This window comes from Streptomyces polyasparticus (assembly GCF_014493765.1).
GTDB lineage: Bacteria > Actinomycetota > Actinomycetes > Streptomycetales > Streptomycetaceae > Streptomyces > Streptomyces polyasparticus.
In genome coordinates this window covers 230,757-256,196 of sequence record NZ_JACTVJ010000002.1, presented here as the reverse complement: position 1 = coordinate 256,196, position 25,440 = coordinate 230,757, and the positions used below count along the sequence as shown (strand labels likewise).

The following is a 25,440-nucleotide window of genomic DNA, read 5'->3' as shown; positions in this document are numbered from 1 at the left end:
GCTCAGGTGAGGTGGAGGAGCAGGACTTTGGTTCCCTCGATGACGGCCAGCAGGCTGCCATCGCGGCTGAAGGCGATAGCTCTCGTCCCCGAACGGGCGTCCGATGACTCCCCGCCCGCAGGCGGAGAGCGGTGCTCCCACGAGTCGATTGCCCTCTGCTCCCCCCATACAGTCGAGAACATTTCATCCCGCATGGCGACCGCCTTCGGCCTCCGCCATACCGTGGCGCCCCAGCGGTGGGCGACCGCGATCGTCAAGCCGTCCGGACCGAAGGCGAGGTCCTGGACCTCGGCCCGCTGCGGAATCTCGATGACCCGCCGCCCCGTGCGGAGGTCACGGATGCATACGGAAGCACCGCTCGCCGTCGCAAGGCGGCCGCCGTCCCGGCTGAAGGCGACGGCTCGCACACTGTCGTCATGGGGCAGCCGCAGCAGTTCACCACCCGATGCCCCATCCCAGACCAGCACCTCGCTGTGGCGGCGCGCAGTCTTGTAGCCCCATTTCGCCTCGCACACCGCCGCGAGCAAGGTGCCGTCCACGGAGAGCGCCAAGGTCTCCACGTGACCGGCGACCTGTAGCGTCCGCGTCCTGTCCCCGGGACCGGTGAGTCTCACCCGGCCGTACTCACCGGTGGCGACGACACGACCGCCGTCGGCCACCGACGCGACGTCGAAGATCCCGCCTGCGGCGAGATCGCGCCTGGTGAGGGAGGCGCCCGTGCCGCAACTCCAGGTGTGCACCGAAGCTCCGGCCACGGCCGCAAGGGCGCCGTCGGCGGCGTCGAAGGCCACCGCGAGGACCCGGTCCTGATACCGGAAGGACGAAGGAGCCGCCTCGGGCACCTGCCCCCCGGGGCGCACTCGGCAGACGCGTTCGCCGGCCTGGTCGACCACCACTGCGACCCGTCCGTGACAGCCGATGGCGAGCAGTCGGGAATCATCACTGAACGCCAGTGAACTGGGGTACTTGACGCCTCCGACCGAGGTCGCACGAGGCTGTCGCGGGCCGATCAGGGTGCGCTTGCGCGGGGAGGACCATGCACCCAGGCCACGCTCCGAGTCGGCACCTGCGAACGTCACGCCATGGAAGAACCGGCTGAAAGCCAAAGCCTTCGAGTCAGCACCTCCGGCCCTCCGGTCACGGAAGTACCGGCCGAGATCTGCCCGTACGGACTCATCGGTCCGCACGGGCCCGGGGCTCACCGGCTCGGTCCCGGTCCCACCGGACTGGGCGCTCACCCCTGCGGCCCGCCCGGCCACCGCGATGTCCCCGACCTCCCCGGCCTCGAACAACACCCCGTCCACTGCCCGCATATGGAGCACAGGCGTCCCCCACTCCAACGTCCCCGGCAGCGCGAGCCGGATCGCCTTCCGCGCCTCCGTCACCGTCGCATCCACCGGCACCCGGTGCGCGAGGCCCTCGTAGAAGGTGCGGCCGAACTCCACCGCCGCACGGTCCGAGATCGCGTACTGCATCGTGAGGGCCGCCGGGACCCCTGCCCGCAGTAGCGCCCCGCCCATGCTGGAGAAGGGATCGCCGGCCGCCGAGCGGCCCGTCTCGCAGGCGTTCAGGACGACCAGGCGCAGGGAGCGATGGTCGTCGAGCATCATCGCGAGGTTCTCGGCGCCCAGTTGATACGTACCGCCGTCCTCGCCCGCGAGCGCGAGGGTGACCTCTTGGGCGACCGGGTCGAAGCCGCCGTGGCCGATGAAGTGCAGGGCATGCCACGGGCCCCGCCGGGTGAGCGCTGTGCGCAGCGCGCGCCAGGTCTCGCCCTCCACCCAGCCGAGTTCGATGAGTCCGGCCCGTCGCAGGTCGGACAGTGCGTCGCCCAGCCGCTCCCGCTCCGACTGGACCGCGAGCGGATCGAGCCCGTCGGGGCGGGCCGCCATGCACAAGATGCGCAAGGGTGCGGCGACGGTCAAAGGCCGCTGAGGCACGGCCAGTTCGGGTCTGCGCACCAGTGCAACCGTCGTACAGACATAGCTGTTCTCGGCGCTGTCGAAGAGGAACTCCCAGGGCAGTCGCGCCAGTTCCGGTGGCCGCACCCGCAGGACCAGGCGTAAGGACCGATCCGCCTCGGCGGCGCGATGGCGGGCTGTCGCGAACAGTGCACGCCCCTCCCCCGCCATGAGGATGTCGAAGAGGATCCGGCCCAGTTCCTGCACCGGCCGCTCCTCGGGCGGCGCACTGCGGCGGACCACCGCCGACGAGGCGAGGATCGCATCGGGGATCCGCGCGCAGAGCATGCGCAGTTCCTGCGCCCCGACAGGCAGCCCCACGTGGTCCGTGCTCGCCTCGGCGCCGTCCGCGGTCCGCAGCGTGACCTGATAGGCGTCGGGTCCCGCGGGCCCTACATCGGCTTGGAAGTCGACCATGCTCATGGCGCCCACCCCCGTCCCCGCCAGGTGCCAAGCCGACTCCACGATCCCACGGCGCCGTCGGACGGGAGGTGCGAACGCCATGGGCAGAATCCGACTCTCGACAGCAGCGTCTACGCGGCACGGGTGGACTCGCCGCGGACTGCGGCCCGCGTCCTTCGCGAAAGCGTTCGCTCCGGGTCTCCTTGACGAATGATCAGCTGCCCCGCGCCCGCCCGTACCAGCCCACCCATGACCGCGAAGCACCCCGGCGCAGGGCGGTAGCCCCCATGCACATCCTCATCGGCATCGCCGGCCTCGCCGTCTTCCTCTCCCTGGCCTTCCTGCCGTCCCGCGATGTGCGGCTCCTTCGCGTCAAGGCTCCGTACATCGGGCTGATGCTCGTCGTCCAGTTCCTGCTCGGGCTGCTCATGCTGAAGACGAGCCTGGGGCAGAGTGCCGTCAACGGGCTCGCGGACGGGTTCGGCAAGCTGCTCGAATACGCGGGTGAGGGCACGTCCTTCGTGTTCGGGGGCCTTGCCGACCCGGACGCCGAGGGCAATGTGCCGTTCCTGCTCAGCGTGCTGATGCCGATCATCTTCGTGTCGGCGCTGATCGGGATCCTGCAGTACCTGCGGGTGCTGCCGCTGATCGTGAAGTACCTCGGCATCGCCTTGTCGAAGGTCACGGGCGCCGGGCGGCTCGAGTCGTTCAACGCGGTGTCGGCCGCGATTCTCGGGCAGTCCGAGAGCTTCATCGCGATCAAGACGCTGCTGCCCACGCTGACGCCGAAGCGTCTGTACATGCTGAGCGCCTCGGCCATGTCCACGGTGTCGATGTCCATCGTCGGCGCGTACATGACGATGATCGAGCCGCGCTATGTCGTGGCCGCGATCGTGCTCAACCTCTTCGGCGGGTTCATCGTCGTCTGGCTGCTCAATCCGTACGAGCTGACGCCGGAGGAGGATGTGGTCGTCACGCCGGCGCGGAAGAAGAAGACCTTCTTCGAGATGCTCGGCGAGTACATCCTGGACGGTGCGAAGGTCGCGGTGACCGTGGCCGCGATGCTGATCGGCTTCGTGGCGCTGATCGCCCTGATCAACGGGATCGTGTCCGGGCTGACCGGCGGGACGTCCTTCCAGGATCTGCTCGGGTATGTCTTCGCGCCGCTCGCGTTCCTCACGGGTGTGCCGTGGGACGAGTGCGTGGACGCGGGGCAGATCATGGCGACGAAGCTGGTGTCGAACGAGTTCGTGGCGATGCTCGCGTTCACGGATTCCAACCCGGGCGGGAAGATCGAGCTCAGTGAGCGGACGACGGCGATCGTGCAGACGTTCCTGGTGTCGTTCGCGAACTTCAGCTCGATCGGGATCATCGCCGGTGCGGTGAAGTCGCTGTCCCCCGAGCACGGGGACCAGATTGCCCGGTTCGGTCTGAAGCTGGTGTACGGGGCGACGTTGGTGTCGTTCATCAGCGCCACGATCGTGGGGTTGATTTCGTAGGCGGGCCCCGGAACGGGGTGTCCGGCTGCCGGGGTATCGGGGCGGAGCCCCGTCCCCCGGGGTGCGGGTGCGTTGCGCCTGCGGCGGGCTTCCCTCCCCGCCCCGCCCCTTCCCGAAACCGGGGCTCCGCCCCGGACCCCGCATCCGAACTTCGTTCGGATCTGCTCAAACGCCGCAGGGCTGAAGGGTCTGCTCGAGCGCCGCAGGGGCTGACATGAAAGGCCGGGCCTCCCCCGCAGGGAGCCCGGCCTTTCATTTACGTACAGCAGATGCCTAGCCCAGCGTGTGCATCCAGCCGTGCTTGTCCTCGGTCGTGCCGCGCTGGATGTCGAGGAGGGCCTCGCGCAGGCGGAGGGTGACCGGGCCGGGCTCGCCGGCGGACTGGGTCCACTCGCCCGCGTTGCACTTGACCGTGCCGACGGGGGTGATCACCGCGGCCGTGCCGCAGGCGAAGACCTCGGTGAGCGAGCCGTTCTGGGCGTCGCGCTGCCACTGGTCGAGGGAGATGCGGCCCTCGGTGGCCTCGTAGCCCAGGTCACGGGCGACCGTGAGGAGGGAGTCGCGGGTGACGCCCTCCAGGATCGAGCCGGTCAGCTCGGGGGTGACGATCTTGTCGCCGTACACGAAGTACAGGTTCATGCCGCCGAGTTCCTCGACCCACTTGTGCTCGACCGCGTCGAGGTAGCAGACCTGGTCGCAGCCCTTGGAGGCGGCCTCGGCCTGCGCGAGCAGCGAGGCGGCGTAGTTGCCGCCGGTCTTGGCCGCACCCATGCCACCGGGGACGGCGCGCACGCGGTCCTCGGAGAGCCAGATCGAGACGGGCTTCACGCCGCCCGCGAAGTACGCGCCGGCGGGCGAGGCGATGACCATGAAGAGGTACTCGTTGGCGGGCTTGACGCCCAGGCCGACCTCGGTCGCGAACATGAACGGGCGCAGGTAGAGGGACTCCTCTCCGCCGTGTGCCGGGACCCAGTCCTTGTCCTGCTGGACGAGCAGGTCACAGGCCTCGATGAAGGTCTCGACGGGCAGCTCGGGCATCGCCAGTCGACGGGCCGAGGCCTGGAAGCGCTTCGCGTTGGACTCGGGGCGGAAGGTGGCGACGGAGCCGTCGGCCTGCCGGTACGCCTTGAGGCCCTCGAAGATCTCCTGCGCATAGTGCAGGGTCATGTTCGCCGGGTCGATCGAGAGCGGTCCGTACTCCACCAGCTGGCCGTCGTGCCAGCCGCGGCCCTCGGTCCACTTGATGGTCACCATGTGGTCGGTGAAGTGGCGGCCGAACCCGGGGTTGGCCAGGATCGCCTCGCGCTCGGCCGCGGAGAGCGGGTGCGAGGAGGGCTTGAGCTCGATCGTGGGCGTCGTCATGAGTGGATGTCCTTCACCGGTTTCGTGTGTGACGGACCGCGCTCACGTCAGGTTTCCCGGACGACTGAAGCAAAACTGCTACCCGCATACCGCGGCCCCACGTTCGATTATCGCTCGTGGACGGGCGTGGGCGAAACGGGTGTGATGCGGCCCAAGGGTTGATGGTGACACCCGGCGGCGGATACGAGAAGCCGCCGGGTGCCCTGTACGGGCGGCCCGGCGGCTTCTGGAGTGCGATGAGCCGTCGGGCTAGCCCGCTACTCGTACGGCGAGCGCGTCGCCGATTTCTTCGGTGGTACGGGGGGCCGTGCCGCGTTCGCCCAGGTCGGCGGCGACCGCTTCCTCGATACGGGCCGCCTCGGCCTCGTATCCGAGGTGGCGGAGCAGCAGCGCGACGGACAGGACCGTGGCGGTCGGGTCGGCCTTGCCCTGGCCCGCGATGTCCGGGGCCGAGCCGTGCACGGGCTCGAACATCGAGGGGAACTCGCCGGACGGGTTGATGTTCCCGGAGGCGGCGACGCCGATGCCGCCGGAGACGGCCGCGGCGAGGTCGGTGATGATGTCGCCGAAGAGGTTGTCGGTGACGATCACGTCGAAGCGGCCCGGGTCGGTGACCAGGTAGATGGTCGCGGCGTCGACGTGGATGTAGTCGGTGGTGACCTCGGGGAACTCCTTGGCCACCTCGTTGAAGACATTGGTCCACAGGTGGCCGGCGAAGGCCAGCACGTTGTTCTTGTGGACCAGCGTCAGCTTCTTGCGCGGGCGGGCCTGGGCGCGGGCGAAGGCGTCACGGACCACGCGCTCGACGCCGAAGGCCGTGTTCACGGAGACCTCGGTGGCGACCTCGTGCGGGGTGCCCTTGCGGATGGTGCCGCCATTGCCCGTGTACGGGCCTTCGGTGCCCTCGCGGACGACCACGAAGTCGATCTCCGGCTGGCCCGCGAGCGGCGTGGCCACACCCGGGAGCAGCTTGCTCGGGCGGAGGTTGACGTGGTGGTCGAAGAGGAAGCGGAGCTTCAGGAGGAAGCCGCGCTCCAGGACGCCCGACGGCACGCTCGGGTCGCCGATCGCGCCGAGCAGGATGGCGTCGTGGCCCTTGAGCTGCTCCACGTCGGTGTCGGTGAGGGTCTCACCGGTGGCGTGGTAGCGCTTGGCGCCGAAGTCGTACTCCTGCGTCTCGAGCTTCACGTCCTGCGGAAGCGCGGCACGGAGGACCTTGAGTCCCTGGGTCACGACCTCCTGGCCGATGCCGTCACCGGGGATCACTGCGAGATTGATGCGTCGAGACATGTTCGTCACCGTACTCGTGGTCCCAGCTGTTGACATGGGGTGTCCAGCATTCGGACGCTCCGGCACCGGGTTGCTCCGCCGCTCCGCGGCGGTGGGAGTTTCCGGGGGCTGACGCCCCCAGACCCCCGGCTCGCGGCTCCCGGCTCCCGGCCCGACAACCCGGCCCCAGCGACGGCCCCGGCTCCCGGCCCTCAGGCCCTCAGGCCCTCAGGCCCTCAGGCCCAACCGACACCCGACGTTCACCTTCCGGACCCGCGGGAGTTGGACGCCGACGGGAAGTTCTCCCGCATGAGCGACACCCCCCGCGTCGGCATCCCCGAACAGCTCGCCCGGCGCATGAGCATGGCCGAGCAGCACGAGTACCTCCGGGCCAGGCACGCCCGTCCGAAGGTCAGCCGGCGTGCGGCGCTCGCCGGCGGCCTGGGTCTCGCCGGCGCCGCGGGCACGGCCGGCGCGTTGGCCGGGACCGGCGGGACCGCGAGCGCCGGACCGGGCTCCGGCGCCGGGCAGGGTCCCGCGCTCCTGACCTCTCCCGCCACCGCCAAGGTCGACGGCGGCCTCGTCGCTCCCTTCGGCCGGCATCTCGCCTTCGGCGCCGATCCCCGGACGCAGATGCGGATCAGCTGGCAGGTCCCGTTCGCGGTCAGGAAGCCGTACGTACGGATCGGCCTCACGCCCTGGGAGCTGAGCCGGAAGTTCGAGGCCGAGGTCCGCGACCTCGGCACGCCCGCCCTGGGCAGGAAACTGCCCGCGGTCGAGCAGTACTACCTGCATGTCGCGCTCGACGGACTGCGCCCCGGCACCACGTACTACTACGGCGTCGGCCACGAGGGCTTCGACCCCACGCGGCCCGAACGCCTCGGCACGCTCGGCAGTTTCCGCACCGCGCCCGCCGCCCCCGAGTCCTTCGTCTTCACGGCCTTCGGCGACCAGGGCGTCAGCCCGCACGCGCTCGCCAACGACCAGGTGATCCTGGGCCAGAACCCGGCCTTCCATCTGCACGCGGGCGACCTCTGCTACGCGGACAGCAGCGGCCGCGGCAAGGAGTCGGACACGTACGACGCGCGCGTCTGGGACACGTTCCTCGCGCAGACCGAGTCCGTCGCGAAGTCCGTGCCGTGGATGGTGACCACCGGCAACCACGACATGGAGGCCTGGTACTCGCCCCATGGCTACGGCGGCCAGAGCGCCCGCTGGTCACTGCCCGACAACGGCTTCGACGCCACGAACGCCCCGGGCGTCTACTCCTTCACCTACGGCAATGTCGGCGTCGTGGCCCTGGACGCCAACGACGTCTCGTACGAGATCCCGGCCAACAAGGGCTACAGCGACGGCCGGCAGACCGCGTGGCTCGACCGGCGGCTGCGGGAGCTGCGCGCGCACGAGGACATCGACTTCCTCGTGGTCTTCTTCCACCACTGCATGTACTCGACGTCCACGCACGGCTCGGACGGCGGGGTGCGTGACGCGTGGCTCGCGCTGTTCACCAAGTACCAGGTCGACCTGGTGATCAACGGCCACAACCATGTGTACGAGCGGACGGACGCCATCAAAAACGGCGAGGTCGGCAAGCGCGTCCCGGTCGGCGGCTCCACGGACCCGACGCGCGACGGCATCGTCTATGTGACGGCGGGCGGGGCGGGCAAGGAGCTGTACGGCTTCCCCGCGGGGGTCAAGGACAGCCACGAGGGCGCGGTGCGCGACCGCGAGTCGGTACTCAGCTTCCACTGGACCGAGGCGCGCCTGCCCGACCCGGACACGGTCGAGTGGTCACGCGTGCGCTACACCGGCTTCTCGTTCCTCGCGGTGGAGGCGAGCGCCGGGGCGCGCCCGCGGCTGAAGGTCTCCGCGCTCGCCGAAACCGGCGAGCGCGTCGACCACTTCGAGATCGCGCGGAGCGCATAGCTCCACGAGTACGTCAGTGACCTGCGGCTCCGCCGTTGTCACGGCGGTCGAGGGCACGCTGGAGGGCTGCGGCGGCGTTCTTGCGCTCGGCTTCGGCGGTCCGCGAAACGTGGCGGACACGGCGGGCGGCGACGGTCGTCTCGGACATGCTGACTCCTCGGGGCATGAATGGAGTACGAAATGAGGGGTTTTCGAGACGCCGGAGTGGCGGGGAACCAGGGCCCGCAGGGGTTGCCTGCATGGGGGCGCGGCTCACAACCGCCGTTCGCTTGATCGAGCGATTCGTTCGGCTCCTACCAAGCTAGGGCAGGTCAGCCGGTCTGTCTCCACAATTACTCGGACTTCCTAGTATCTGAGACGCCAGGCAAAATCCGTCGCCCGTACGTTTGGTTTTCAGGCGGGCGCCACGCTCCGGTCCGCGCGCAGCTCCCTGATCGCGGCACGGACCGCGAGGGTCCCCGCGAGCTCGGGCGTCGTGACGTAGCCGACCTCGCGTGTCGGGCGCCGCGGGCCGAGATCGCGGATCTCCACCGTGGGCGGCGCTCCGGTCAGGGACAGCGCCGGCATGATCGCCATGCCGTGCCCCGCACTCACCATCGCGAGCACGGCTCCGTCGTCCTCGGTCTCCATGCTCGCCCGCGGGATCCATTCCTGGGCGGCCCACCAGTCCCGCGTAGAGGAGGTGCAGGCCTCCGCCCAGTCCACCAGGGGCAGCGACCGCGGGTCGGGGTGTCCGGCCGGGTGCACGAACGAGTAGGGCTCTTCGAGGAGTACGCCGCCCACGAGTCCGGCCGGTATGGGCGAGCTGGTGCCCATCGTGGCGATCGCCAAGTCGGCGCGCCCCGCGGCCACTTCACCGGCGGTGCCGGGGCCCACTTCGCGTACGACCCGTACCTCGGGCTCGAGGCCGGGATGGGCGGCCCGCAGCCGCGCGAGCACCGGGGGCAGCAGATGCAGGGCGGCGCTGCGGAAGGCGGCGATCCGCAGCGGACCTTCGACCACGCCGGCCGTCGCCCCGCGCGCCTCGGCCGCCAGGGCGTCGAGCAGGCGCAGGATCCGGCGGGCGTGTGCCACGACCCGCTCCCCCGCCGCTGTCGGGCGCGCCCCGGTGCGGCCCCGGTCGAAGAGCACCGCGCCGATCTTGCGCTCACTGCCGCGCACCGAGTGCGAGACCGCGGACTGGGTGAGCCCGAGGGCGGCGGCCGCCGCGGAGAAGCCGCGCTCGCGCTCGACGGCCACCAGGATCCGCAGTTCGTGCGGGGCGAGATCGACGGCGGGGCCGACGGCGGAGTCCCGGGCGGTACCGCGGACTGAACTCCCGGCGGATTCTCCGGTGCGCGGGGCGCTGATGGCGTTCTCACCTCGGCGGGTCATGGCGTTCTCACCTCGGCGTATGAGGACTGTTCATGGAAGGGGCGGTGCCATGAGCGCAACCCTCTGCCCGCCGCCCGCATTCCTTCCTACGGTCGCGTCCATGAACGAGACCGCGCTCACCGTGCAGCAGACCGCCCGCCCCACCGGCTTCCCGACCGCCGGCCACTTCCGCTTCGTGGAGTCCGCGCTGCCCGCGCCCGCGCCGGGCGAGCTCCTGGTCGAGAACCTCTACTGGTCCGTGGATCCGTACCACCGGGAGATGATGGACGGCGCCTTCGCCCTGAACGCCCCGCTCGAAGGCCGCACCATCGGCCGTGTCCTGGAGTCACGCGCCCCGGGAATCGCGGCGGGCGAGCTCGTCTTCCACCGCGCGGGCTGGCGTACGCACTCCGCCGTGGCGGCCGAACAGGTCCGTGTGCTCCCGCAGTTCGAGGGTGTCCCGCTCTCCGCGCATCTCGGCATCCTCGGCGGCACCGGACTGACCGCCTACGTCGGGCTGACGCGGATCGCCCGACTGAAGGAGGGGCAGGACGTGTTCGTGTCGGCGGCCGCGGGGGGCGTCGGCACGGCGACGGGACGCCTGGCGCGGCTGCTCGGGGCCCGGCGGCTCGTGGGCAGTGCCGGGTCGGCGGACAAGGTCAAGTACCTGACGGAGGAGGTGGGTTACGACGCCGCCTTCGATTACCACGACGGGCCCGCGGCCGCTCTGCTCTCCGAGGTGGCGCCGGACGGCATCGATCTCTTCGTCGACAACGTGGGCGGGGAGCAGCTGGGCGCGGCGGTCGGGGCACTGCGGCAGTACGGGCGGATCGTGCGCATCGGCACCATCGGGCAGTACAACAAGCCCACGCTCACGCCCGTACCGTTGGATCTCTCCCAGATCGTCGAGAAGAGCCTGCGTATGGAGGGCTTCCTCGTGAGCGACTACCGGTCCGTGCAGGACGAGTTGTACGCGTTCGCGGTGCCGCATCTGCGCAGCGGCCGGATCCGCTCGGACGAGACGGTCGTCGACGGGTTCGGGCGGATCGTGGAGGCGTTCCTGGGGATGATGCGGGGCGAGAACACGGGGAAGATCATTGTGCGGGGCTGACCGCCTGCGTACGCCGCGTGGGACACCGAGGGGCCGTACTCAGAGGGGATTTGAGTACCCGCGCCGTGTCGGCGGCCCCCGCCCCGGCGGCACAGTCACCCCATGAACGGCCTCTACGCTCTCAAGCCCTGGTACGCCGACCGGCTGGCCGGCGCGCGTGCCGCACTCATCCGTCGCCGGGTGTCGCCCGACGCGCTGACCTGGGCGGGTGTGCTGTGTGCGGGCGGCGCCGCGTTGGCACTCGGGCTGCTGCCCGCGCCGTATGCGGCGCTCCCGGTCGCGGTGCTGCTCGCGGCCCGGCTGGCCTTCGCCAACCTGGACGGTGCACTGGCCCGTGACACGGGACGGTGCACACGACACGGCGCCGTGCTCAACGAACTCGGCGACCGGCTGGCGGACTTGGCGATGCTCGCCGGGTTCCTCTTCGTGGCGCCGTTGTGGCTGGTCGCCTGTGCGGCGCTCGCCGCGACGCTGCCGTCCTGGGTGGCCCTCTCGGGTGCGGCGGCTGGGGCGCCGCGGCGCAACAGCGGGCCGCTGGGGAAGACCGAGCGGTGCGCGCTGGCCGTGGTGGCGGCGGCTTCGGGGTGGTACGCGCCCGTGCTCGTCGTGATCGCGGTGGGGTCGGTGGTCACGGCGGGGGTGCGTCTGTCGTGGCTGTGGCGCGTGCTCGGGGATCCGCGGACGGTCGGTTCGACGCTGGTGAAGGACGCGGATCGGGCGGGTGTGCCGAACGGGTCGGGCGCCAAGACCGGTTGGGGCGCGCAGCCCGGCGCCGAGTCCGCCAGGAGCGCGCGATGAGCACGCTCTCACGCACCGTCCCGGTGGTCACCGGCGCCCTCGGCGCCGGCGGTCTGGCCGTCGCCGCGCTGCCCGCCCGGCTGCGGATGCGGTCCGAGCTGCGCCGGCGGTGGCGTACATGGGCGCTCTCGGCGCCGCTGTTCCTCGGGGCGTTCTGGATCGGGGACGCGGGGGTGGCCGTCTTCGCCGCCGCGCTCGGGGTGGTGGCCGTCGCCGAATACGTACGGATGGCCGGGCTCACCCGGCCCGATCAGGCGGTGCTCACCCTCGCCGCCGTGGCCCTGCCCGCGCTCGCGTGGCTCAGCCCTGAGGTGCTCGGTCCGCAACTCGCGCTCGGCGCGCTGCTGTTGGCGGTCGTCCCGGCCGTTCTCCACGGGGACGCGGCGGCCGGCTTCACCCGCGCGAGCCGCACCCTGTTCGCTCTCGCCTGGATCCCGCTCGCGCTCACGGGTCTCGTCCTGCTCGGCGACATCGCGCTCGCGGTGGGTGTGGCCGTGGCGTTCGGCGATGTGGGGGCCTGGTGCGGGGGCACGGCGCTCGGGCGGCGCGGCCCGCTCGCCCGGCCGCTGTCCCCGCTCTCCCCGAACAAGACCTGGGCCGGAGTGGCCGGTTGCGCGGCAGCGACCGCCGGGGCCCTGGCCTCCGTCGGCGCCTTCACGCCTCTGCTGTGGTCGGCCGTGCTCGTCGGCTGTGTGCTCGGCGATCTCCTGGAGTCGATGGTCAAGCGCGAGTCCGGGGTGAAGGACGCGGGCAGCTGGCTGCCCGGTTTCGGCGGCCTGCTCGACCGCATCGACTCCCTGCTCGTGGCCCTGCTGCTCGTGATGGCGGTGACCTTGTGACACGTGATCGTGAAGGCGGCGACCTCAGGACAACGGCCCGTATCCGCATGCGCCGCCGCTGCGTCCGCGCCGGCTGCGCCCATCTCCCGCTCCCGACCCGTCCCACCCGCCTGACCGCCCGCCTCCGCCGCACCCTGTGGCGCGGCGCCCTCACGCTCACGGGCGGGATCCGCCGCACCGGCCGCCTGCCCGAGGGCGGCTGCGTGGTCGTCGCGAACCACACCTCGCACGCCGACACCGCTGCCCTGCTCGCCGCGCTCGATGCCCGGCACGCACCACGGATCGCGGCGGCCGCGGACTACTGGTTCGCGACGCCCTGGCGGCGCCGGATCTGCCGCCGGCTCGCGGCAGGTTTTCCCGTACGGCGCACGGGCGGCGGGCTGGGCGATCTGCTGGCCATGACCGAGGCGCTGCGGTCGGGGCACGCGGTCGTCCTCTTTCCCGAGGGCACCCGTGCGCGGGACGAGTCGCTCGGCACCTTCCACCGGGGCGCGGTACTGCTCGCCCGCGAGGCGAAGGTGCCCCTGGTGCCGGTCGCGCTGCTCGGCACGGGCGAACTCCTGCCCAAGCACGGCAGGTTGCAGCGGACCCGCCTGACCGTCCGCATCGGCACCCCGCTGCCCGCCACGGTCACCCCGGACGAGGCCCGGGATGCCGTGGCGGCTCTGCTGCGGTAGGGCCTGCTCCGCACGGCAGGCCCGCGCTCAGCGCCGTACGAACTTCACCGCGTCCGCGTGGACGCAGCCCGTACCGCTGGCGGTGAGGGAAACGGCTGCCGTGGTGCCGGAGGCGAAGGTCTGCGTGCCGAGGGAGGTCCAACCTGAGCTGCCCGTCCGCTCGTTGAGCGTACTGGTGGTCACCGAGCCGTTGTTGTCGAGCCGGACCGCGGCCGCGGGGTCGCCGTCGGGCGTGGCGGTCTTGCGCAGGAACACCTCGTAGCTGCCGGCCGCCCGCAGCGTGGGACGCCAGGTCGCCTTCGCGCCCGCCGTGCAGGAGTAGACGACGGGCGAGTCCTTGGTCCAGCCGTCGAGCGCGCTGGGCTGCCAGGTGCCCGAGGTGGTGAACCCGTACGCGGCCGGGCCGTCGTTGTCGACGTAGTAGTCGCGCTGCCAGTAGCGGACGTAGTCGAACTGCGCGCTGGACGGCAGCTTGCTCGCGTCGGGCAGCGAGCCGGTGGCGATGCTGGTCAGCCAGACGTTGGTGTAGTCGTGCATCCACTGGCCCGGGGTGTACGGGGCGGTGTACTTGAGCGTCCCGTCGACATAGAACTTCGCCCCGCTCTCCGACCAGTCGATCCCGTACGTGTGCCACTGGCGCAGGTCGAGGCCGGTGTCATAGGTGCCCGAGCCGTAGGTGAGCGGGCCGTGCACGCCGGAGCCCTCCCAGCCGTGCACGTTGTGCATGGTCCTGGTGGGATTGATCGAGTCGGTCTCGAACCCGTCGATCTCTGTGCGCTGTTCGGCCGGGTAGGTGGTGCTGCCGTCGCCGGCCATCAGCCAGAACGAGGTGTGCCAGCCCGCCCCGTCGTTGATCTTCGCGCGGGTCTCGTAGTAGCCGTAGCGCAGCTTCTTCTTGGAGATCACGCCGCCGCCGGTGAAGGACTTACCGCCGTAGCTCTCCTGCTTGAGGTTGATGGTGAGCAGGCCCCCGGACTGTGTGACGTTCTGCGGCCGCTGGGCGCTGTTGGCCTTCACGTCGGTGCGGTGGTTCCACTTCGCGGTGTCCACGGCCGCGGCGGTGAACTCGTCGGCGAACACCTGGGTCCAGCCCGTGCCGGGCGGTCCCGCCGCCTCCGCGGCGGTATCCGCCGCGGAGACCTGCGGCAGAAGCGCTCCGGTCAGGCAGAGCAAGGCGACGCCCATCCGTTGTGCATTTCTCATCCACATAGCGAGCAGAGTCACCACATGTTGCGAGCCGGTCAAGGCTTCGCGCAGAAGGTTTGCAGATTCGACCGTGCACGAGGGTTGACGCCACCCCGGAATCTGAACAACGATCCCGCATGTTGCAAGCTGGATTCACTGGAGCGTGTATGGCATCCGATCAGGGCAACAACCAGAGCGTGGAACGGGCCGCCTCCGTCCTCGGCGTCTTCCTCGACGGTCACCCCGAACTGCGGGTCACCGACGTGGTCAAGGCCACCGGACTCGGCACCTCGACCACCTCGCGGCTGCTGACCACCCTCGAGTCACTGGAGTTCGTCGAACGCGACGCCCTGAGCGGCCTCTACCGCCTGGGCAGCGCGACGATCACTCTCGGCGGCGTCGCGGTCAATCAGCACCCCGTCCACCGGGAGGCACGTCAGCTCGCCCAGGAACTCGCCGCCCGCCTCGGCCTCGGCGTCAACGTCGCGGTCCGGCGCGGCACTTCACTGTTCTATCTGCTCAACTTCGAGGGCCGGCTCGCCCCGCGCAGCACCGTGCTCACCGGCCAGCGCAAGCCGCTGCACGCCACGGGCCTGGGCAAGTGCCTGCTGCTCGGCCTGGGCCCGGCCGAGCGCAGGGAGCTGCTGCCCGAGGAGACCCTGCACGGCTTCACGCCCCGCACCCTCACCTCGCACACCCGGCTCGACGCCGAGCTGGACGAGGTGCACCGGCGCGGATACGCCACCGAGGTCGAGGAGCTGGCGCACGGGCGCTCCTGTGTGGCGGCCCCGGTGCGCAGCCGGTCCGGCGAGATCGTGGCCGCGGTCTCGATCTCGGGTCCGCTGTCCACGGTGGCCCTCGACAGCCGCGAGGAGGAGCTGGCCAGGGCGGTCGTGGAGGCGGCCGACTCGATCAGCGTGGGGCTCGGCTATGTCGGCCCGCTGGGCAATGCCCCGCACACCTTGGAGGGCACGCGGTCATGAGTACTTCCGCACCTCGGCAGAAGCACGGCGGTCGGCTGTCCAACGGCGCGTTCGCGCTGCTGCTCACCGCACCCGGCCTCGCCCTGTTCGCGGCGATCATCGTCTATCCGCTGGTGTCGGCGCTGTTCACCGGCTTCTTCCGGCAGGATCTGCGGCTGCCGGGCCGCGAGTTCGTGGGCCTGGAGAACTTCACGTACTGGCTGGACAGCGGGTTCGGCACGATCCTGAAGCAGACCCTGGTCTTCACGGTGGGCGCCACGATCGTCCCCTTCCTGATCGGCTTCGCGCTCGCCCTCGCGCTCAACTCCGGCCTGAAGGGCAGCGGTTTCCTGCGCGGCCTGTTCCTCTTCCCCTGGGTGATCCCGGGCGTGGTGGTCTCCTTCCTCTGGATGTGGATCTTCAACGCCAACTACGGGGTCCTGAACGGGATCCTGCTCGAACTCGGCTTCATCGAGGAATCGGTCTCCTGGCTCGGCAAGCCGGGCACCGCGATGCTCGCCGTGATCATCACCAAGACCTGGGCGAGCTTCCCCTGGATGATGGTGATGCTGCTCGCCGGTCTGCAGACCGTGCCCAAGGAGCTGCACGAGGCCGCCGCGATGGACGGCGCGGGGGCGATCCGCCGGTTCTTCGCCGTGACCTGGCCGCAGGTGCGCGGGGTCGCCTCGATCGTGCTGCTTCTCGAATTCATCTGGAACTTCCAGCACTTCGACACGATCTACGTCCTGACCGGCGGCGGTCCCGCGGGCGCCACCGAGACCTTCGCGACCGCCGTCTACCAGTCCGCGTTCAAGGGCTTCGACCTCGGCCGGGCCACCGCGCTCGGCGGTCTGTGGATGCTGCTCCTGCTCGTCCTGGTCGCCGCCTATCTCTGGATCACCGAGCGGAAGGGCGACGCCCGATGACCACCACGACCACCACTCCCCTGCCCCGCGACGAGAAGGCCGCCCCCATGGCCATGACCACACCCCGGCCCGCCCGCCGCCGGCTGCGCAAGGACCTGGTGCGCTCGCGGATCGCCGCCTGGAGCGCGGTCCTGGTGATCGGCGCGTTGGGGATGCTGCCGGTCTACTGGCTGCTGGTCACCGCCCTGAGCACACCGGGCCAGGCCTTTCAGTTCCCGCCGAAGCTGATCCCCACCGAGATCACTTTCAGCAACTTCTCCGCGCTCGCGGAGAACGACCAGCTGTTCACGTACCTGGTGAACTCGATGATCGTGGCCACCATCACCGCGGTCCTGAGCGTCGTCGTGGCCACGTACATGGGCTATTCGTTCTCGAAGTTCCGCTACCGCGGCCGCCGTTCGCTGATGCATCTGGTGCTCGCCTCGCAGATGTTCCCGCAGGCGCTGCTCCTGGTGACGCTGTACACGGTGTTCTCCAGCTTCGGGCTCCTGAACACGTACACGGCCCTGGTCCTGTCCTTCACCACGTTCACGATGCCGCTGTGCGTATGGATGCTGAAGGGCATCTTCGACACCATTCCGGACGCCCTGCTCGAAGCGGCGTCCATCGACGGCGCCTCTCGGTGGCGGACCCTGCACTCGATCGTGGCGCCCCTCGCGGCGCCGGGCATGATCGCCGCCGGCCTCTTCGCCTTCGTGCGCGGCTGGAACGACTTCATCTTCGCCCTGACCCTGGCCGACAAGGAGAAGCAGACCCTGCCGCCCGGGCTCGTCTCCACGTACATCGGTGAATTCCAGACCGCCTGGCCCGAGTTGATGGCCGCCTCGCTCGTGGTGTCCGTGCCGGTGGTCGTCGCCTTCATGTTCCTGCAGCGCTATCTCGTCGGCGGGATGACGGCCGGCTCGGTCAAGAGCTGACCCCCGCCCCGCCCCCTCAACTCCCTCCCACTCACCCGCACTTGGAGTCCCCATGACCACCTCTGGCATCAGCAGGCGCAGTGCCCTTCGGATGTTCGGCATCGGCGCGCTCGGTGTGGCCGGCGCCGGAACGCTGGCCGCCTGCGCCCCGTCCGGCGGCAGCAGCTCGTCCAACGGAGGCGACACCAAGGCGAAGGACTTCGCCTTCACCTCCTGGTCGCTCAACGAGGAGGCCGCCAAGCCCGCCGTCGAGAAGATCATCGCGGCCTGGGAGAAGGCCGAGAAGTCGAAGATCCGCACCGTCTCGTACCCGTACAACGAGTATCTGAGCCAGCTCACCCTGAAGCTGGGCGGCGGCGAGACCACCGGGGCCGTCCAGCTCGACATCGCCTGGCTGGGCGCGGTGGCACAGATGGGCAAGCTCGCCGACCTGAGTGCCGCGGCCAAGAAGGGCGGATACACGGACGTCGGTGTCAAGAGCGGTGTGTACGACGGGGTCCAGTACGGGCTGCCGTGGACCACGGGCTCGATCGGTCTGATCGCCAACTCCAAGCTCCTGGAGAAGGCCGGGATCACCGAACACCCGAAGACCACCGAGGAGTTCGAGGCGGCGCTGCGCGAGCTGAAGGGGCTCGGCGGCGGGGTGGTGCCCTATGCGGCGGCGACGAAGGTCGCGCAGCTGAAGGACATCTTCCCGTGGATGCAGACCTTCGGCTGCACGCTTCTGGACGGTGACAAGGTGACGATCGGGGACGACGCCTCCGTGGACGCCGTCACCTGGTACAAGAAGCTGCACGACGCGAAGCTCATCGCCGCCGATGTGGACCGTTTCGACGCGCGGGCGCTGTTCGGGCAGGGCAAGGCGGCGTTCTACGACGACGCGATCATCGGCAAGGGCGCGACCGCGGCCCAGTCGAAGGACAAGACGCTGGCGGACGCGATGCAGCCGGTGACCCGCCCGGTCCTCACGTCCGGTGACACTCCGCGGGCGCTTCTGTGGGGCCATGTGATCGCCGTGGCGAAGGGCGAGGGCCAGGAGGCCGCCACCGAGTTCGCGCTGCACGCCACCTCCGACCGGGCCACGACGGTCGAGTACTTCGAGACGCTCGCGCTGCCGCCGGCCACGACGCAAGGTCTGGCGGACCCGAAGGTCAAGGACGATGCCTTCACCACCGCCTGGACCGAGCAGATCACCAAGACGGCGACGGGCAGCCCCTTCTGGCAGTTCGCGCAGAACGCCCAGATCGAGGAGGCCGTGGCCAAGCAGGTGCAGGCGGTCCTGGTGGGCGGCGCGAAGCCGAAGGACGCGATGAAGCAGGCCGGCAAGGAGGTCGCCGACCTGATCAAGCGGTGAGGTGACGGGCGGCCGAGCACAGGAACTCGGCCGCCCCGCCGGTCAGTTGAGCGGCAGCGGATCTGGGCGGCAACGGACTTGGGCGGCCGCAGAAGCCGCGTTCAGTTGAGCGGTCGCAGAAACCGCCGCTCGTACCGCTTGATGCACTTGGTCCTGCGCGCCAGCTCGAACGCCTCCTGGCAGTCGGGGTCGGCCATGCTGTCGGTCCGGTAGCGCTCGTACGCGGCGAGGCTGGGGAACGAGAACAGCGCGTACGCGATGTCGCTGTCCCCCTCGCTCGGCAGGAAGTAGCCGTGATGGGAGCCGCCGAAACGGCTGACGAGGTCGACCCAGCGCCGGCCGTACTCCTCGAAGTCCTCGATCCGGTCCGGGTCGATCTCGTACCGCAGATGAATCGTGATCATGCGGTGATGATGCCCGTTGCGGCGCCGGAGGTCACCGCCCGTGCGCTGACCGGACGATGAACCTCAGGCCACGCGGACACGCAGGGCGTTCAGGTCGGCTGCGGTGACGCGGGTGGCCAGCAGGTAGAGATCCGCCAGAGCACCCGTGTCGCTGCGACCATGTCCGCGCAGATCGATGCCCCGAGGTACTCACGTGAGTATGCTGATTGGTATGACGACACGTAAGCGCGTAACGGTGACACTGCCGATAGACGTACTCGACGCGGCGAACAACGAGGCGGGCGGGAACCTGTCCGCCTACGCCGCGAAAGCGCTGATGGCGCAAGCAGTCCGTGATTCCGCTGCCCGTCTGACCGCATGGCAGGCCGGGCGCCTGGAGGTCCTCGCAGACCTCGACAGCATGCAGCTCGACGCCCTCGATGCTCTCGACAGGGGGCCTGCGTGAACGAGAACCTCCCGCCACTCAGGCGTGGTCAGGTGTGGGAGATCCCAGGCCGCAGGAGTGCCCACACACTCCTTGTAGTCCAGGCGGATCCCGCCCTGTCGGTGTTCCCGCGTACTGCCGTGACCGTTCTGGTCGACACCACGGGCACGGCTCCCGACACCCTGCTGTCCGCAAAGATCACGGCACCTGTTACGGGCGACGTGATCAGCACGCAGATCATGACGCTGACGGTATCGGCGATCCAGGCCGGCAAGTACCTCGGCATCGCTGGCGGCGAGGAGATGGCCGCGGTGTCGCGCACACTGCGTATCGCCCTGGATCTCACCGAGTAGCAGGCGGCCCCGGGCAACGACACCGCCCCCGTCCAAGTGTGGGGACCGGACGGGGGCGGGGGCTCAGGGGCTACCGGGGGTCTCAGCCCATGTGCGGGTAGCGGTAGTCGGTCGGCGGGACCAGCGTCTCCTTGATGGCGCGGGTCAGCGTCCAGCGCATCAGGTTCTGCGGGGCGCCCGCCTTGTCGTTCGTACCCGAGGCGCGGCCGCCGCCGAAGGGCTGCTGGCCGACGACGGCGCCGGTGGACTTGTCGTTGATGTAGAAGTTGCCCGCGGCGTAGCGGAGCTTCTCCATCGCGTCGGCCGCGGCGGCGCGGTCACCGGCGATGATCGAGCCGGTCAGGGCGTACGCCGAGACGGACTCCATCTGCGCCAGCATCTCCTCGTACGCCTCGTCCTCGTAGACGTGGACGGCGAGGATCGGGCCGAAGTACTCGGTGGTGAAGACCTCGTTGGTCGGGTCCGAGCACTCGATGACGGTCGGGCGGACGAAGTAGCCCACCGAGTCGTCGTAGGTGCCACCGGCGACGATCGTGCAGCTGTCGTCGGCTGCGGCGCGGTCGATCGCGGCCTTGTTCTTCGCGAAGGCGCGGTCGTCGATCACGGCGCCGATGAAGTTCGACAGGTCCGTGACATCGCCCATGGTGATGGCGTCGACCTCGGCCGCGAACTCCTCCTTGAAGCCGTCGTTCCAGATCGAGGCCGGAACGTAGGCGCGCGAGGAGGCCGAGCACTTCTGGCCCTGGAACTCGAAGGAGCCACGGGTCAGGGCAGTCTTCAGGATCGCGCGGTCGGCGGAGGGGTGCGCGACGACGAAGTCCTTGCCGCCGGTCTCGCCGACGATGCGCGGGTACGAGCGGTACTTCTCGATGTTGTTGCCGACCGTCTTCCACAGGTGCTGGAAGGTCTTGGTCGAACCCGTGAAGTGGATGCCCGCGAGCATCGGGTGCTCGAGCGCCACGTCGGAGACGGCGAGGCCGTCACCGGTCACCAGGTTGATGACGCCCTTGGGCAGACCGGCCTCTTCGAGCAGCTGCATGAGCAGCACGGCGGCGTGGGTCTGGGTCGGGGACGGCTTCCAGACGACCACGTTGCCCATGAGGGCGGGGGCGGTCGGCAGGTTGCCCGCGATCGCGGTGAAGTTGAACGGGGTGATCGCGTAGACGAAGCCTTCGAGCGGGCGGTGGTCCAGACGGTTCCAGACACCCGGGGAGTTGGCCGGCGGCTGCTCGGCGAGCAGGTCACGGGCGTACTTGACGTTGAAGCGCCAGAAGTCGACAAGCTCGCACGGGGTGTCGATCTCGGCCTGCTGGGCGGTCTTCGACTGGCCGAGCATCGTGGAGGCGGCCAGCGTCTCGCGCCAGGGTCCGGCGAGCAGCTCGGCGGCGCGCAGGATGATCGCGGCGCGGTCGTCGAAGGACATCGCGCGCCAGGCCGGGGCGGCGGCGAGCGCGGCGTCGATCGCGTCCTGCGCGTCCTGCTGCGTGGCGTTGCGGTACGTGCCGAGGACGGCCTTGTGGTTGTGCGGCTGCACGACCTGGAACGGCTCGCCGCCGCCCATCCGCTTCTCACCGTTGATGGTCATCGGCAGATCGATGGGGTTCTCGGCCAGCTCCTTGAGCTTGGCCTCGAGACGGGCGCGCTCGGGAGAGCCGGGGGCGTAGCCGTGCACCGGCTCGTTGACGGGAGTGGGGACCTGGGTCACAGCGTCCATGAGTTCCTGTACTCCTTTGTGAGGGGTGTCGAGTCGGGCTGGTTCGTCGAGTCGGGGGGCTCAGCCCTTGGTGAGGATGGACCGGGCGAAGAAGAGGAGGTTCGCCGGCTTCTCCGCGAGGCGGCGCATGAAGTAGCCGTACCAGTCGGTGCCGTACGCGGTGTAGACGCGCATCCGGTGGCCTTCGGCGGCGAGGCGCTCCTGCTCCTCGCTGCGGATGCCGTACAGCATCTGGAACTCGTAGTCGTCGAGCTTGCGGCCTGCGCGGCGGGCCAGCTCCTGGGTGATGGCGATCAGGCGCGGGTCGTGGGAGCCGATCATCGGGTACCCGTCGCCCTCCATCAGGATCTTCAGGATGCGGACGTACGCCTTGTCGATCTCGCCCTTGTCCTGGTACGCGACCGAGGCGGGCTCCTTGTAGGCGCCCTTCACGATGCGGACGCGGGAGCCGGCCGCGGAGAGGCGGCGGGCGTCGTCCTCGGTGCGGAACAGGTAGGCCTGGATGACGCATCCGGTCTGCGGGAAGTCCTTCCGCAGCTCCTCGTGGATGGCGAACATCGAGTCGAGGGTGGTGTGGTCCTCGGCGTCCAGGGTGACCGTGGTGCCGATGGCGGCGGCGGCCTCGACGACGGGGCGGACGTTGGCGAGCGCCAGCTCGTGGCCGCCTTCGAGCGCCTGGCCGAACATCGACAGCTTCACGGACATCTCGGCCCTGGTGCCCAGGCCCAGGTCCTTGAGGCGCTCGACGAGCTCCAGATAGGCGTCGCGCGCGGCGTACGACTGCTCGACGGTGGTGATGTCCTCGCCGACGACGTCGAGGGTGACCTCGAGGCCCTTGTCGGCGGTCTCCTGGACGATCGGGATGACCTGGTCGACGCTCTCACCGGCGATGAACCGGGCGACGACCTGCTTGGTGCCCGGGGCAGCCGAGACGAAACGGCGCATCTTGTCACTGCGGGACGCGGCGAGGATCACGGGACCCAGCACGGGGCACCTCCATTTTTTGCGGGGGGTCAGGGGTGCCGCACCAGGAAACGCCAACGTTTCCGTATCGGCACGGAGAACCTCCGTGAAACTTAAGGATCCCGCCGAATCGGGGCCATCTACAGGTGTCACGCATCCGTGGGCCGGATCTCATACATCTGTACGAGATCCAGCTCTATCCAGCCCCTGCGGCGCTTGAGCAGATCCGAGCGAAGCTCGGATGCGGGGGGTCCGGGGGCGAAGCCCTCGGTTTCGGGAAGGGGCGGGGCGGGGAGAAAAGCCCGCCGCAGGCGCCACCCACCCGCAGGGACGGCGTGGTGCCCCAGAATGGGACCCGTGAAAGGCGACTACCAGGACCTCGTGGACGAGCTGTCCGCACTGCTCGGCGCCCCGGCCACCTTGGAGGACCGGGACTTCGGGCTGATCGCCTTCGGCGCGCACGACAGCGACGACGAGATCGAGATGGATCCCGTACGGACCCGGTCGATCCTGACGCGGAAGTCCACCGCCGCCGTCCGCGCCTGGTTCGAGGGCTTCGGGATCGCCCGGGCCACCGAGCCGGTACGCATCCCCGCGGCCCCCGACGCCGGGGTGCTCAGGTCCCGTATCTGCCTTCCCGTACGGCACCGGGGCGTCGTCCACGGATACGTATGGCTCCTGGACACCGAGCCGGGGCCGGGCGCCGACCAGCTGGCCGCCGCCATGGAGGTGACCGAGCGGATCGGGGTGCTGCTCGCGGACGAGGCGAGCGCGGGCGAGGACGTGGCGCGGGAGCTGCGGGCCGTGCTGACCAGCGGCCGCGGCTGGCAGCGCGACATGGCGGTGGCCGCGCTGCGGGCGGCGCTCGGGCCCGGCGCCGACGAGCTGCTCGCCGTCGTCTGTGTGACGCCCTGGCCGGCCTCGGACAGCAAGGCGACCCGGCCGCCCGGCACCGTGGCCGTGTGCACCGTGCCGCCCTCGTCCCCGGAGGAGGGGCCCGCCGCGTTCGCCGCGCTCGTACGGGTGCGGGCCACGGACAACCTCTCCCCCGCCCACACCGTGGCCACGCGCCTGCTGACCTCGGCGTCCGCGGGAGCGGCCGGTATCGGGGGCGTACGGCGCGGGCTCGCCGAGCTGCCGGAGGCCTGGCGGGAGGCGCTGGCCGCGGCCCGTACCGCCGCCGCGCGCCACGGCGGCAAGGGCCCCGCGTCGCCCCGTACGCACGGGTCATCCGGTCCGCACGGAACATCCGGCCCTCACGGAGCATCTGGTCCGCACGACAAGGCGCCCATCGCCGAATGGTCCGCCCTCGGCCCGTACCGCCTGCTGACCGCGTTGCCGGCGGGCGCGGCCCAGGACCCGGCCGTCACGGCGCTCCTGCGTCACCCCGAACTCGCCCACACCGCCGAGGTGTTCCTCGACCACGCGGGCCAGGCGGGCCGCACGGCGGCGGCCCTCGGCATCCACCGCCAGACGCTCTACTACCGCCTCTCGCGCGTGGAGCAGCTCACGTCCCTCGACCTGGACGAGGGCGAGGACCGCCTCCTGCTGCACATGGCCCTCAAGGCGTCCCGCCTGCAGGGCCGCAGTCCCCGCTCCCGCTGACCACGGCACGGGCCGCTGTCAGTGCGGTGCGCTTCACTGTCCGCCATGGAGCTCACGCAACCTGCTGGGGCAACTCGGCCAGGGGGACGGCTACATGCACCTGCCCGCCGAGGTGAACCCGCAGCAGCTGACCGACCTGCTCAGCGACAGATACGGCGCCCCGCGCACCCTCGTCCTCGACGGCTTCACCGACCCGACGGCCGACGAGAGCAGCGGCGCGGCGCTCCTCGTCCCGTTCGAGGGGCGGGCCGTGACGATACGCGCGTGGGCTTACGGGAATCAGTGGGTCGGCACTGGTACGGCGCGGGACGCGGAGGGCGTCGTACGACCGGTCCTCGCGGTCACCCGCAGGACGCTGCCCGAACCCCTCGCGACCGCCCCCGGCGAGGAACCCGACTGGCTGCGGCGGCTCCTCCAGATCACCGGCTGGACCCAGCCCGCCCAGCGGCCGGGGGTGGACTGGGCGGAGGTCGAGTCCCGTCTGGGTCTCGACCTGCCGAGCGACTACAAGCGCATGGTGGAGACGTTCGGCGAGGGCGCGTTCGACGGATATCTGGGCCTGAATCAGGAGCCGTGGTCGCACTGGCGGGAGGAAGGGCTGCTCGCCTGGGCGGGCACGGAGCACGAGGACACCTACTGCTGGCGGATCGACGGTGACGACCCCGACCGCTGGCCCGTCCTGGTCCGCTCCTTCGACGGCGAGGATCTCGTCTTCGCCTGCGGAACAGCGGAGTTCGTCTGCCGCATCCTCGTCGACCGGCACCACCCGTACACGATGGCCCGGTACTTCGACACCCACTGGTTCCTGAGCTACCGGGACGCGTAGCGCGACGGTTTACACCTCGCCGGCCGCCGCCTTGATCACCCTGCGCAGCCCCTCCGTCAGCTCCTGTGCGGTCGGTGCCGTCTCCGGGGCGAAGGAGTACTGGGCGATGAGGCCGGTCATCAACGTCGTCAGGAACTTGCCGAGCGTCGCGGTCTCCTCGTCCGAGACGGTGGACTCCTCCACACCCATCAGCATCGCGATGAAGCCGCGTCCGCCCTCGCTCTGTGCCTTCGCCAAGTAGTCCCGCACCGTGGGCATCTGGTCGCCCATCGCGATGATCTCGATGCTCAGCCGCCACATGGAGTCCGGCTCGCGCACCGTCGTGATGACGTCCGTCCAGACCTCCTCGAACCGTTCGAGCGAGCCGGGCGGTGACGTGAACCCGGCGACCGGGTCCTCCTCCCAGCGCTCGGACGCCGCGCTGATCAGGGCGATGTACGCCTCCGCGAGCAGCACGTCCTTCGAGCCGTAGTGGTAGCCGATGGACGCGAGATTCGTCCCCGACTCCTTGACGATGTCGCGCGCCGTCGTGCGCATGAAGCCCTTGGCCAGCAGACAGCGCTTCGCGCCTTCGAGCAGATCCTCACGGTGTCCCATGCCGGACAGCCTA

24 protein-coding genes are annotated in these 25,440 nt (G+C 70.2%); 14 read left to right on the top strand and 10 right to left on the bottom strand.

Translation table 11 applies throughout. The features are described from left to right. Positions 1-2: 2 nt before the first annotated feature. Entirely contained in the window at positions 3-2,384 is a 2,382-nt protein-coding gene (locus tag H9Y04_RS03175; protein ID WP_187812078.1) for a CHAT domain-containing WD40 repeat protein, read from the bottom strand. 266 nt (positions 2,385-2,650) lie between these two features. Between H9Y04_RS03175 and H9Y04_RS03170 the strand changes: the two genes are divergently transcribed. Then, the gene (locus H9Y04_RS03170; RefSeq protein ID WP_187812077.1) at positions 2,651-3,862 is read left to right on the top strand and encodes a NupC/NupG family nucleoside CNT transporter; all 1,212 of its coding nucleotides are present in this window, start codon (positions 2,651-2,653) and stop codon (positions 3,860-3,862) included. A 273-nt stretch (positions 3,863-4,135) separates the two neighbouring features. Here H9Y04_RS03170 and H9Y04_RS03165 read toward each other — a convergent pair whose 3' ends face one another. Both H9Y04_RS03165 and H9Y04_RS03160 read right to left on the bottom strand, forming a co-directional pair. Continuing rightward, positions 4,136-5,224, bottom strand: a complete 1,089-nt coding sequence (locus tag H9Y04_RS03165) for a branched-chain amino acid aminotransferase (RefSeq protein WP_187812076.1) — start codon at positions 5,222-5,224, stop codon at positions 4,136-4,138. A 249-nt stretch (positions 5,225-5,473) separates the two neighbouring features. Next, positions 5,474-6,514 (bottom strand): 3-isopropylmalate dehydrogenase, encoded by a 1,041-nt coding sequence (locus tag H9Y04_RS03160; RefSeq protein ID WP_187812075.1) that lies wholly within the window; start codon positions 6,512-6,514, stop codon positions 5,474-5,476. Positions 6,515-6,802: 288 nt separating this feature from the next. Between H9Y04_RS03160 and H9Y04_RS03155 the strand changes: the two genes are divergently transcribed. Next, positions 6,803-8,419, top strand: coding sequence for a purple acid phosphatase family protein (locus H9Y04_RS03155; RefSeq protein ID WP_187812074.1), 1,617 nt, complete (start codon positions 6,803-6,805; stop codon positions 8,417-8,419). Positions 8,420-8,432: 13 nt separating this feature from the next. Here the strand turns inward: H9Y04_RS03155 and H9Y04_RS47450 are convergent, their stop codons facing one another. Together H9Y04_RS47450 and H9Y04_RS03150 are read right to left on the bottom strand one after the other, a co-directional pair. Beyond that, entirely contained in the window at positions 8,433-8,567 is a 135-nt protein-coding gene (locus H9Y04_RS47450) for a hypothetical protein (RefSeq protein ID WP_093607997.1), read from the bottom strand. Between the two features lie 245 nt (positions 8,568-8,812). Then, on the bottom strand, positions 8,813-9,793 hold the full coding sequence (locus H9Y04_RS03150) for a LysR family transcriptional regulator (protein WP_187812073.1): 981 nt from the start codon (positions 9,791-9,793) through the stop codon (positions 8,813-8,815). Positions 9,794-9,893: 100 nt separating this feature from the next. On the opposite strand from H9Y04_RS03150, the gene H9Y04_RS03145 reads away from it, so the two are divergent. From H9Y04_RS03145 to H9Y04_RS03130, 4 genes are all read left to right on the top strand, one after another. Next, entirely contained in the window at positions 9,894-10,883 is a 990-nt protein-coding gene (locus H9Y04_RS03145; RefSeq protein WP_187812072.1) for an NADP-dependent oxidoreductase, read from the top strand. Between the two features lie 102 nt (positions 10,884-10,985). Beyond that, positions 10,986-11,681: a CDP-alcohol phosphatidyltransferase family protein gene (locus H9Y04_RS03140; protein WP_236070552.1), complete on the top strand. Its 696-nt coding sequence runs from the start codon at positions 10,986-10,988 to the stop codon at positions 11,679-11,681. Continuing rightward, positions 11,678-12,520 carry a phosphatidate cytidylyltransferase gene (locus tag H9Y04_RS03135; protein ID WP_187812071.1) on the top strand — a complete coding sequence of 281 codons (843 nt, stop codon included), beginning with the start codon at positions 11,678-11,680 and terminating at the stop codon, positions 12,518-12,520. The genes H9Y04_RS03140 and H9Y04_RS03135 overlap by 4 nt, the downstream gene beginning before the upstream one ends. Then, positions 12,517-13,197, top strand: coding sequence for a lysophospholipid acyltransferase family protein (locus H9Y04_RS03130; protein ID WP_308800845.1), 681 nt, complete (start codon positions 12,517-12,519; stop codon positions 13,195-13,197). Before H9Y04_RS03135 ends, H9Y04_RS03130 begins: the two co-directional genes overlap by 4 nt. A gap of 27 nt (positions 13,198-13,224) precedes the next feature. Here H9Y04_RS03130 and H9Y04_RS03125 read toward each other — a convergent pair whose 3' ends face one another. Next, the gene (locus H9Y04_RS03125; RefSeq protein ID WP_236070551.1) at positions 13,225-14,400 is read right to left on the bottom strand and encodes a glycoside hydrolase family 16 protein; all 1,176 of its coding nucleotides are present in this window, start codon (positions 14,398-14,400) and stop codon (positions 13,225-13,227) included. Between the two features lie 149 nt (positions 14,401-14,549). Between H9Y04_RS03125 and H9Y04_RS03120 the strand changes: the two genes are divergently transcribed. From H9Y04_RS03120 to H9Y04_RS03105, 4 genes are read left to right on the top strand one after another with little or no spacing between them, the layout of a single operon-like run. Continuing rightward, a complete protein-coding gene (locus H9Y04_RS03120; protein ID WP_187812069.1) occupies positions 14,550-15,365 on the top strand; it encodes an IclR family transcriptional regulator in 816 nt (271 codons plus the stop codon). Continuing rightward, positions 15,362-16,270: a carbohydrate ABC transporter permease gene (locus tag H9Y04_RS03115; protein ID WP_187812068.1), complete on the top strand. Its 909-nt coding sequence runs from the start codon at positions 15,362-15,364 to the stop codon at positions 16,268-16,270. Before H9Y04_RS03120 ends, H9Y04_RS03115 begins: the two co-directional genes overlap by 4 nt. Beyond that, positions 16,267-17,187, top strand: coding sequence for a carbohydrate ABC transporter permease (locus H9Y04_RS03110; protein ID WP_187812067.1), 921 nt, complete (start codon positions 16,267-16,269; stop codon positions 17,185-17,187). Before H9Y04_RS03115 ends, H9Y04_RS03110 begins: the two co-directional genes overlap by 4 nt. A gap of 52 nt (positions 17,188-17,239) precedes the next feature. Beyond that, complete coding sequence (locus H9Y04_RS03105) at positions 17,240-18,541, top strand: sugar ABC transporter substrate-binding protein (RefSeq protein ID WP_187812066.1); 1,302 nt, start codon at positions 17,240-17,242, stop codon at positions 18,539-18,541. 101 nt (positions 18,542-18,642) lie between these two features. Here H9Y04_RS03105 and H9Y04_RS03100 read toward each other — a convergent pair whose 3' ends face one another. Beyond that, positions 18,643-18,945 carry an NIPSNAP family protein gene (locus tag H9Y04_RS03100; RefSeq protein ID WP_052579674.1) on the bottom strand — a complete coding sequence of 101 codons (303 nt, stop codon included), beginning with the start codon at positions 18,943-18,945 and terminating at the stop codon, positions 18,643-18,645. Between the two features lie 211 nt (positions 18,946-19,156). On the opposite strand from H9Y04_RS03100, the gene H9Y04_RS03095 reads away from it, so the two are divergent. Next, on the top strand, positions 19,157-19,390 hold the full coding sequence (locus H9Y04_RS03095; RefSeq protein WP_187812065.1) for a type II toxin-antitoxin system CcdA family antitoxin: 234 nt from the start codon (positions 19,157-19,159) through the stop codon (positions 19,388-19,390). Positions 19,391-19,509: 119 nt separating this feature from the next. After that, the gene (locus tag H9Y04_RS03090) at positions 19,510-19,722 is read left to right on the top strand and encodes a hypothetical protein (protein WP_187812064.1); all 213 of its coding nucleotides are present in this window, start codon (positions 19,510-19,512) and stop codon (positions 19,720-19,722) included. An 82-nt stretch (positions 19,723-19,804) separates the two neighbouring features. Here H9Y04_RS03090 and pruA read toward each other — a convergent pair whose 3' ends face one another. Together pruA and H9Y04_RS03080 are read right to left on the bottom strand one after the other, a co-directional pair. Then, entirely contained in the window at positions 19,805-21,436 is a 1,632-nt protein-coding gene (gene pruA, locus H9Y04_RS03085) for an L-glutamate gamma-semialdehyde dehydrogenase (protein ID WP_187812063.1), read from the bottom strand. 60 nt (positions 21,437-21,496) lie between these two features. Next, entirely contained in the window at positions 21,497-22,423 is a 927-nt protein-coding gene (locus H9Y04_RS03080; RefSeq protein WP_187812062.1) for a proline dehydrogenase family protein, read from the bottom strand. A gap of 333 nt (positions 22,424-22,756) precedes the next feature. On the opposite strand from H9Y04_RS03080, the gene H9Y04_RS03075 reads away from it, so the two are divergent. Both H9Y04_RS03075 and H9Y04_RS03070 read left to right on the top strand, forming a co-directional pair. Then, positions 22,757-24,004, top strand: coding sequence for a PucR family transcriptional regulator (locus H9Y04_RS03075; RefSeq protein ID WP_187812061.1), 1,248 nt, complete (start codon positions 22,757-22,759; stop codon positions 24,002-24,004). 94 nt (positions 24,005-24,098) lie between these two features. Next, on the top strand, positions 24,099-24,830 hold the full coding sequence (locus H9Y04_RS03070) for an SMI1/KNR4 family protein (RefSeq protein WP_236070550.1): 732 nt from the start codon (positions 24,099-24,101) through the stop codon (positions 24,828-24,830). 9 nt (positions 24,831-24,839) lie between these two features. Here the strand turns inward: H9Y04_RS03070 and H9Y04_RS03065 are convergent, their stop codons facing one another. After that, on the bottom strand, positions 24,840-25,427 hold the full coding sequence (locus tag H9Y04_RS03065) for a TetR/AcrR family transcriptional regulator (protein ID WP_187812060.1): 588 nt from the start codon (positions 25,425-25,427) through the stop codon (positions 24,840-24,842). Positions 25,428-25,440: the final 13 nt, after the last annotated feature.